Source organism: uncultured Microbacterium sp. (assembly GCF_963521695.1).
GTDB lineage: Bacteria > Actinomycetota > Actinomycetes > Actinomycetales > Microbacteriaceae > Microbacterium.
The window spans coordinates 1-8,370 of the sequence record NZ_CAUQWC010000159.1; the positions used below are offsets into that span (position 1 = coordinate 1).

Consider the following 8,370-nt stretch of genomic DNA (forward strand, 5'->3'; position numbering starts at 1 on the left):
CCGCCACGCTCAGCGCGCGTGCGGGATCACCGTCCGGCAGACACGCGCGGCGGCACCGGTCGTCGTCCCGTGACGATCTCGCGGAGCCCCGCGGGCGGGCGCACGCGTGCGACGGGGGCTTTCACGACACGCACGACCGCCCACACCAGCAGCACCAGGGCGAGAAGGTTGCGCACCTCGAGCACGACCACCGGGAACGGGTTGGGGTGCGTCGCCATGAGGCCGTCGTACAGGAGCGGGTACATCCACTGCGTGAGACCGGCGATCACCAGCGTCATCCCGGCGAAGGCGTACCAGCGACGACGATCGAGCATCAAGCCGAGCGCGACGGGCGCGAACAGCCACACGTAGTACTGGGGCGACCCCACTTTGTTCAGGGCGATGAAGGCGGTGACCAGCGCGAGCGACAGCGGCGGGAAGAGACTCAGGAAGGTCGCACCGTGGCGCAATTTCCACACCCCGACACCCGCCACGCCCGCCATGACGAGCAGCATGATCGGCGTCATCGCCGCGATGAGCGGCTCGGCTCCGGGTCCGGTCACCTGGAAGGTGAGGACGTCGCCGTCGTAGTACACCTCGCTGCCGGGAACGTAGAAGGCGGCGAGGAACATGTAGAGGCCGCCCACGGGCGCCTCCATCTGAATGCCGCGCGAGGTCTGATCGCCGACGAATCCGAAGACGAACGGGGCACCGCCCAGAGCGACCACGGGAATGATCGTCGCGAGCGAAACGGCCACCGCGCCCCACACGAGCGCCAGGCGACGACGGATGACGACGAGACCCGCCGCCAGGATGGCCGCCGGCCACACCTTCATCCACACGGCGATCGAAAGCAGAACGGATGCCAGGAACGGACGACGCAGCATCCAGATGCCACCGAGGAGGGCCAGAGGCACGGTGATGCCGTCGATGCGGTAGAGACCAACCGGACCGATCAGCAGGATCGCCGCGAGCCAGAACCACGCCGCGATCACGCGACCGCGCGAGCGAGCGTCGCCCACGAGAATCAGGAAGGCGACGAGGTTGAACAGCGACACCGTCAGGGCCCACGCCGGGGTGTAGCTGATGGCCCACGCGAACACCCACGCGAAGGTCATCGGCAGGAACGCGAGCTGAGGATAGATCCACTTCTCGGTGATGCCGGGCCACTGCCAGGTGTCGCTGCGTGTGCAGGAGGTCACGTCGACGCCGCCGAAAAGGGCGCACCGCGACCACGGCTCATACACCAGGTACACGTCGCCCATCGGCTCGTTGGGCTGTTGATAGCCCAGCACCGCCACGACGACATGCACGGCGACGAACGCGATCAACAGGGGAACGACACGCCTCAGCACCGGGTAATCCTAAACGGGGCTGTCTGAACGCCCCCACCGACGGCCGGACCCTCTCGCGCCACGACGGGCGAGAACCACACGAACGTTATGCGATCGAGTCCGCGAGCAGGGCGGAGACGACGCCGGGCAGCGCGTCGGCGACATCGAGCGCGGTGATCGGTCCGCCCCCTCCCCCGTGGGCGAGGGATGCCGCCGTACCGGCGCGGCCGTGCAGCCACGCCGCCGTCGCCGCGCACGCCCCCAGTTCTTCGACGCCGCTGCGTCCGGCGGCGACGGCTCCGGCCGTGACCGCCCCGAGGACTCCCCCCAGCACATCGCCGGTGCCCGCGGTGGCGAGCCAGGCCGTCCCCGTCGACACACGGCGGCTCCAGCCCCCCGCCGCGGCCACGATCGTCACCGCCCCCTTCAGGAGCACGACGCCGCCGAACGCGTCCGCCGTCTCGCACGCCGCCCGCTCCCGTGCGTCGACGTCCGTCGTCGTGACGGCGGACAACCCCAGTGCCTCCCGCAGACGGGCCATCTCCCGCGCATGCGGCGTGACGATGACCGGCGCCGCGGCCTGCGGCACGAGGTCCAGCGATCCGGCGTCGACGACGACCGGAACCTCGCCGCTCAGGATGCCGCGGAGCGCCGCCGCCTCGCTGGGCTCGCGCTCGGTGGCATCCGTTCCCGACCCGATCACCCATGCCTGCACGCGCCCGTCGGTGGTGACCGTCTCGGGGCGGCGCTGCAACACGAGATCCTGCGCGCGCGCGGGACCGAGGTAGCGGACCATCCCCGTGCCCGCCCGCCACGCCGCTTCGACGCCCAGCACCGCGGCTCCCGGATACCGCGTGGACCCGGTTCGCATCCCCACGACGCCGCGGGAATACTTGTCGTCGTCCGCGGTTGGCCTCCGCAGTGTGCGGGCGGCATCCAGCCCGCTCCAGTCCTTCGCCGTCATGGCGTCACCCTAGAACGCAAAGGTCCTCCGTGAGCGCCCTCTTCACACCCCTGTCCATCCGCGGTATCGCGTTCCGCAACCGACTGTGGGTGTCGCCGATGTGCCAGTACAGCGCGGTCGAGGGCATGCCGAACGACTGGCACCACGTGCACCTCGCCCAATTCGCCGCGGGAGGGGCGGGCCTGGTGATCGCCGAAGCGAGCGCGGTCTCGCCCGAGGGTCGTATCTCGCCCGACGACGCGGGCCTGTGGAACGACGCGCAGGCCGAGGCGTGGGCGCCGATCGTCGCGGCGGTCCGCTCCCGCGGCGCCGTCGCGGGCGTGCAGCTGAGCCACGCCGGCCGAAAGGCCTCGACCACCTCGCCGCTCTCCGGCGAGCGCGGATCCGTCGCCCGCGACGCGGGCGGATGGGCCACCGTCGGCCCGTCTGCGATCGCCTACGGCTCCTACGCCGAACCGGTGGCTCTGGATGCCGCGGCGATCGACGACGTCGTGAACGACTTCGCGGATGCCGCCCGCCGCGCCGTCCGGGCCGGGTTCGACGTGGTCGAGGTGCACGCCGCCCACGGTTACCTGCTGCACCAGTTCCTCTCACCGCTGACGAACCACCGCACCGACGCCTACGGCGGATCGTTCGAGAACCGGGTCCGCCTGCTCGTGCGGGTGACCGGGGCCGTTCGCTCGGCCGCTCCCGACGCAGCCCTGTTCGTGCGCTTCTCCGCGACCGACGCCGCCGAGGGCGGGTGGGACGTCGCCGACACCGTTGCCGCCGCGCGGCTCGTGGCCGAGGCGGGCGCCGACCTCATCGACGTGTCGAGTGGCGGGCTGGTGCCCCATCAGCGCATCGTGCCGGGACCGGGCTATCAGGTCGACTACGCCGAGACGGTCCGCCGCGAGACGGGCCTGCTCGTGAGCGCCGTCGGCATGATCGACGACCCGACCTTCGGCGAGCAGATCGTCGCCGACGGCCGCGCCGACGCGATCATGTCGGCCCGCGAATGGCTCCGCGACCCTCACTACGCCCTCCGTGCGGCCGCTGTCCTGGGTGCCGACTCGCCCGCCCCCGCGCAGTACCTTCGCGCGTACTGACGTCTGATCCCGCCGCTCGGCGCGCGGACTCCCCGTGTCCGCGAGGTACCTTTCCGCGTCCTGCGCACCGTCCGGCATCCGTCACCAGCGCGTCAGCTGACGTGTTCGCGGTCGGCCGTTGCTCGCAGACAACCGCGGTTCTCGCAGATTTCGGCCCCGAACTTGCGAGGAACGTGACGATCTGCGGGCTTCGTAGCGGACCCACGTCTTTCCGTCAGTGCCCGACGCACCCGAGGGACCGCTCGGACCCCTCCCCGGGGCCCCGAGACGCAGAACCCCGGATGCCGCGAGGCCCGAGCCCCGCGGCATCCGGTGTCGTCGTCTAGACGAAACGTCGACGCTCGGTGGCGTCCTGCACTTCGCCGACGAGCTCTTCGATGACGTCCTCGAGGAACAGCACCGCCTTGACGTCACCGCGCTCGTCGCGCACCTGTGCGAGGTGGCGCCCCGAGCGGCGCATGAGGGCGAGCGCATCTTCGAGATCGGTCGTCTCCAGCACCGACACCATGTGGTGGATGCGCTTCGCCGGGATGGGTCGGAGCATGTCGGCATCCGACCCCTCCGCCGCACGCAGCACGTCTTTCAGGTGCACGTAGCCGGTCGGGCCACCGGTCTCGTCGACGATCACGTAGCGCGAGTAGCCGTGCTGCGCGACGGCACGCTCGATCTCGGCCGGGGTCGTCGTCTCGGGAAGCGTGACCAGCGCACCCATCGGCACCGCGATGTCGGCGGCCTTCTTCTCGGTGAACTCGACCACCGCGCGGACGGTGCCGGCGGAGTCGTCGAGCACACCCTCCCGTCGCGACTGCGTCACGATCGTGGCGACCTCGTCGAGCGTGTAGGTCGAGGCGGCCTCGTCTTTCGGCTCCACCCGGAACAGGCGCAGCACGTGGTTCGCCGTCCAGTTCAACGCGACGATGATCGGGTAGAACGCCTTCGACACCGCCACCAGGGGCGGCGCCAGCATGAGCACCGCGCGGTCGGGCAGCGTGAACGCGAGGTTCTTGGGCACCATCTCGCCGAACACGACGTGCAGGTACGACACGATCAGCAACGCGACGATGAAAGATGCCACGTCGACCGCGGCCTCGGGGAGCCCGGTGAGCCCCAGGGGACCTGCCAGCAGGTGGTGGATGGCCGGCTCCGACACGTTCAGGATCAGCAGCGAGCAGATCGTGATGCCGAGCTGACACGTCGCCAGCATGAGGGTGGCGTGCTCCATCGCGTACAGCGCGGTCTTGGCGGCGCGCGACCCGCGGTCGGCGTGCGGCTCGATCTGCGAGCGGCGCGCGGAGATGACGGCGAACTCCGCGCCGACGAAGAAGGCATTGGCGATGAGGAGCACCACCAGCCAGGCGATTCCGGCCCAGTCGCTCATCACTGATCACCGCCCTTCGCCGCGCGGACGAGGTCGTCGACGTTCTGCTCCCGCGGGGTGGGCGTGAACTGCACCCGGTCGACGCGGCGGCCGTCCATGCGCTGAACGGCGAGGATGCCGTCGTCGAGGTCGACGGTGTCGCCCACGACGGGGATGCGCTCGAGTGCGGCCATGATGAACCCGCCCACGGTGTCGTAGACCTCGCCCTCGGGCACCCGGACGCCGGCTCGGTCGAGCACTTCGTCGGGTCGCAGGTCGCCGGGGAAAGTCAGGGATGCCGCCGAGCGCACCACACCGGCGCGGGAACGGTCGTGCTCGTCGAGCACCTCGCCGACGATCTCCTCGACGAGGTCTTCGAGGGTGACGACACCGGCGGTACCGCCGTACTCGTCGACGACGATCGCCATCTGGTAGCCCCGCGAGCGCAGTTCCGAGACGAGCGTGTCGAGGTGGACGGTCTCGGGAACGCGCAGCGGCTCGGTCGCCAGCGCCGCCACCGGCACGTCACCGCGCTTCTCGCGCGGCACCCCGATGGCCGCCTTCAGGTGGACGACGCCGACGATGTCGTCCATCGACTCGTCGTACACGGGGAAGCGGCTGTGGCCGGTGCGTCGCGCGAGCTGCACGACGTCGTCGGCGGGATCGCCCGCGGCGAGCGCGTGCACGCTCGGGCGGGGGGTCATGACGTCGGCCGCGCTGAGGCGCGCGAAGGTCAGGCTGCGATCCAGGAGCGATGCGGTGTCCTTCTCGAGCATCCCGGCGTTCGCCGAGCGTCGGACGAGGCTCGACAACTCCTCGGCCGAGCGCGCACCGGACAGCTCCTCCTTGGGCTCGACGCCCATCGCGCGCAGCACCCCGTTGGCGCTGCCGTTGAGCACGACGATCGCGGGCTTGAACACGGCGGTGAACGCCACCTGGAACGGGATGACGAGCTTCGCGGTCTGCCGCGGAATGGCGAGCGCGAAGTTCTTGGGCACGAGCTCGCCCAGAATCATCGACAGCACCGTGGCGAACGCGACGCCGATGACCGCGGCGAGAGAGACGATCAGCGCCTCGGGCAGTCCCCACGTCTGGAAGGCCGGACGCAGCAGGCTGGAGATCGCCGGTTCCATGGTGTAACCGGTGAGCAGCGTCGTCAGCGTGATGCCCAGTTGCGCGCTCGAGAGGTGGGTCGAGGTGATGCGCAGCGCGTCGATCGTCAGCGAGAGCCGCGTCTCGCCCGCGTCGCGGCGCGCCTCGAGGTCGGCGCGGTCGAGGTTGACCAGGGCGAACTCGCTCGCGACGAAGAGTCCTGTGCCTACCGTGAGCAGGAGCCCCACGCCCAGCATGACGAATTCCATCAGTCGTCACCCCCGCTCGATCGCTCGGCGGAAGAGGGGTTTCGGGGCTCGGGTCTACAACTGGGAGGGTCGTCCATCGTGCGGATGATTCTATGGCAGCCACGGGCGACCGGCACCGGTTTCCCCCACGCCCGACGGCCTGTGGAGGATGGGGGAATGGATGCGACATCTCCTGTGCAGGCACGCGCGCTTTCCGCCGAGTCGGCCGTCGTCCGCCGCTACGTCCACCGTTACGGGCCGGTCGCGTGGGCGCACGCCGCGTCGCCGGGCGTCGAGGGCTCGCGCACCTGGCACTACTGGTGGCACGCGCACCTGATCCACGTCTTCCACGACGCCGAGCTGCACCGACCCGATCCCCGGCGTAAGCGACTCCTGCGCGCACTGCATCGCGGTGTCACGTTGCGCACGTGGGGGCGCTGGACCACGCCGTTCTACGACGACGTCGCCTGGATGACCCTGGCGCTGCAGCACTACGACCTGAACGACCGACGCATCGACCGCCTCGTCCAGCGACTCGACGAGGCCGTCGATCCCGCGGTCGGAGCGCTGCCGTGGGCGGTCGGCAGTGCGCTCTACAACGCCCCCGCCAACGGGCCCGCGGCGATCGCGCTGGCGTGGTCGGCGCGCCGCGGATCGGCGATCGACCTCGACGCATGGGTTGCCGCGACCCTCGACGACCCGACCACGGGATTGGTGCGCGACGGCGTGGAAGACGGCATCGTCCGCTCCGAGCTGTGGACCTACAACCAGGGTGTCGCGATCGGCTCCGCGCTCGCCCTCGCAGAGGGTGCCCCCGACGCCGACGCGCGGGAGGCGCACGAGGCGCGAGCAGCCTCGCTGGTCCACGCCGTCGCGCGCTGGTGCGCGGCCGAGGAAGGACTCTTCCCCTCCGCGGGTGGCGGCGACGGGGGGCTGTTCGCCGGCATCCTGGCTCGCTATCTCGCGGAGGCGGCGGTGTGGTTCGCCGACGACGGGTCGAACGACGAACACCGCGCCGTGTCTCGCGCCGCGCGCGATCTCGTCCACCGCAACGCCGACGCGTTGTGGAACGGACGACGTGCGGGGTTGTTCTCCGCGGACCCCCGGCGCGCAGCCCGCGCGGCCGGGGAAGACTTCGACCTCTCGGTGCAGCTGGGCGCGTGGATCACCCTCGAAGCGGACGTCGCCGTGTCGGGCCTCGTCACCAGCTGACGGGGAGCGCCTTCCCCTCTTCGTATCCGGCCGCCGACTGCAGGCCCACCCGGGCGCGCTCGTGGAACTGCGCGACCGTCGACGCACCGGCGTACGTGAACGAGGAGCGCACCCCCGACGTGATCATGTCGAGGAGGTCTTCGAGGCCCGGGCGCTGCGGGTCGAGGTAGATGCGCGACGACGAGATCCCCTCGGCGAACAGTTCCTTGCGGGCCCGCTCGAACGGATCGAGACGCTCGAATCGGCCCTGTACGGCCTTGGTGGATGCCATGCCCCACGACTCCTTGTAGAGCAAGCCCGCATCGTCGGTTCGGAGCCGACCGGGAGACTCGATGGTGCCGGCGAACCACGACCCGATCATGACGGATGCCGCGCCTGCGGCCAGCGCCAGCGCGACGTCCCGGGGGTAGCGCACGCCGCCGTCGGCCCATACGTGCGCGCCGACGCTGCGCGCCGCCTCTGCCGTCTCAAGCACCGCGGAGAACTGCGGGCGCCCCACCGCGGTCATCATGCGTGTCGTGCACATGGCGCCGGGTCCCACGCCGACCTTGAGGATCGTCGCGCCCGCGTCGGCGAGGTCTCGTACCCCCTCGGCGGTCACGACGTTGCCGGCGGCGATCGGGATGCCGAGGTCGAGAGCCGCGACCTGGCGGAGCGCGCGGAGCATCTGCGCCTGGTGCCCGTGGGCGGTGTCGACGACGAGGACGTCGACACCGGCGTCGGCGAGCGCGCGCGCCTTACCTGCGACGTCGCCGTTGATGCCCACGGCTGCGGCCACGATGAGACGTCCATCGGCGTCGACGCCCGGACGGTACACGGAGTCGCGCAGGGCGGTGCGCGGCGAGAGGGTCCCCACCACGCGGTCCCCGTCGACGACCGCGACGACGTCGGTGCCGGATTCCTCGATGAGCGCGAACACCGTCCGCGGGTCGCCCACGCGGTGCGCCTCAATCACGGGGGTCTCGCCGCGCGTGATGTCGCCGAGCGTGGCATCCAGAAGCGCCGTCGCCAGGCGAGGGGCGGGCACGATGCCGCGGAAGTCCGCGAGGTCAACGACGGCGCCCTCCCGGGTCTCGGCGAAGACGATGCCGTGACC

General features: G+C 70.9%; 7 protein-coding genes. 2 read left to right on the forward strand and 5 right to left on the reverse strand.

Annotated features, from left to right (window positions below; genetic code table 11):
• Positions 1-26: 26 nt before the first annotated feature.
• Positions 27-1,334, reverse strand: coding sequence for a glycosyltransferase family 87 protein (locus tag RWP81_RS11750; protein ID WP_314456308.1), 1,308 nt, complete (start codon positions 1,332-1,334; stop codon positions 27-29).
• 85 nt (positions 1,335-1,419) lie between these two features.
• The gene (locus tag RWP81_RS11755) at positions 1,420-2,277 is read right to left on the reverse strand and encodes an ADP/ATP-dependent (S)-NAD(P)H-hydrate dehydratase (RefSeq protein ID WP_314456310.1); all 858 of its coding nucleotides are present in this window, start codon (positions 2,275-2,277) and stop codon (positions 1,420-1,422) included.
• A 29-nt stretch (positions 2,278-2,306) separates the two neighbouring features.
• Here RWP81_RS11755 and RWP81_RS11760 point away from each other — a divergent pair, with 29 nt between their 5' ends.
• Complete coding sequence (locus RWP81_RS11760; RefSeq protein ID WP_314456311.1) at positions 2,307-3,365, forward strand: NADH:flavin oxidoreductase/NADH oxidase; 1,059 nt, start codon at positions 2,307-2,309, stop codon at positions 3,363-3,365.
• A gap of 322 nt (positions 3,366-3,687) precedes the next feature.
• Here the strand turns inward: RWP81_RS11760 and RWP81_RS11765 are convergent, their stop codons facing one another.
• Positions 3,688-4,743: a hemolysin family protein gene (locus tag RWP81_RS11765; protein ID WP_314456313.1), complete on the reverse strand. Its 1,056-nt coding sequence runs from the start codon at positions 4,741-4,743 to the stop codon at positions 3,688-3,690.
• Positions 4,743-6,083: a hemolysin family protein gene (locus RWP81_RS11770; protein WP_314456315.1), complete on the reverse strand. Its 1,341-nt coding sequence runs from the start codon at positions 6,081-6,083 to the stop codon at positions 4,743-4,745. Before RWP81_RS11770 ends, RWP81_RS11765 begins: the two co-directional genes overlap by 1 nt.
• A gap of 156 nt (positions 6,084-6,239) precedes the next feature.
• Between RWP81_RS11770 and RWP81_RS11775 the strand changes: the two genes are divergently transcribed.
• Positions 6,240-7,274, forward strand: coding sequence for a glycoside hydrolase family 76 protein (locus tag RWP81_RS11775; RefSeq protein WP_314456316.1), 1,035 nt, complete (start codon positions 6,240-6,242; stop codon positions 7,272-7,274).
• On the opposite strand, the gene RWP81_RS11780 is transcribed toward RWP81_RS11775, so the two are convergent.
• Positions 7,264-8,370: IMP dehydrogenase (locus RWP81_RS11780; protein WP_314456317.1), on the reverse strand; the 1,107-nt coding region annotated here is incomplete at its 5' end. The genes RWP81_RS11775 and RWP81_RS11780 overlap by 11 nt on opposite strands.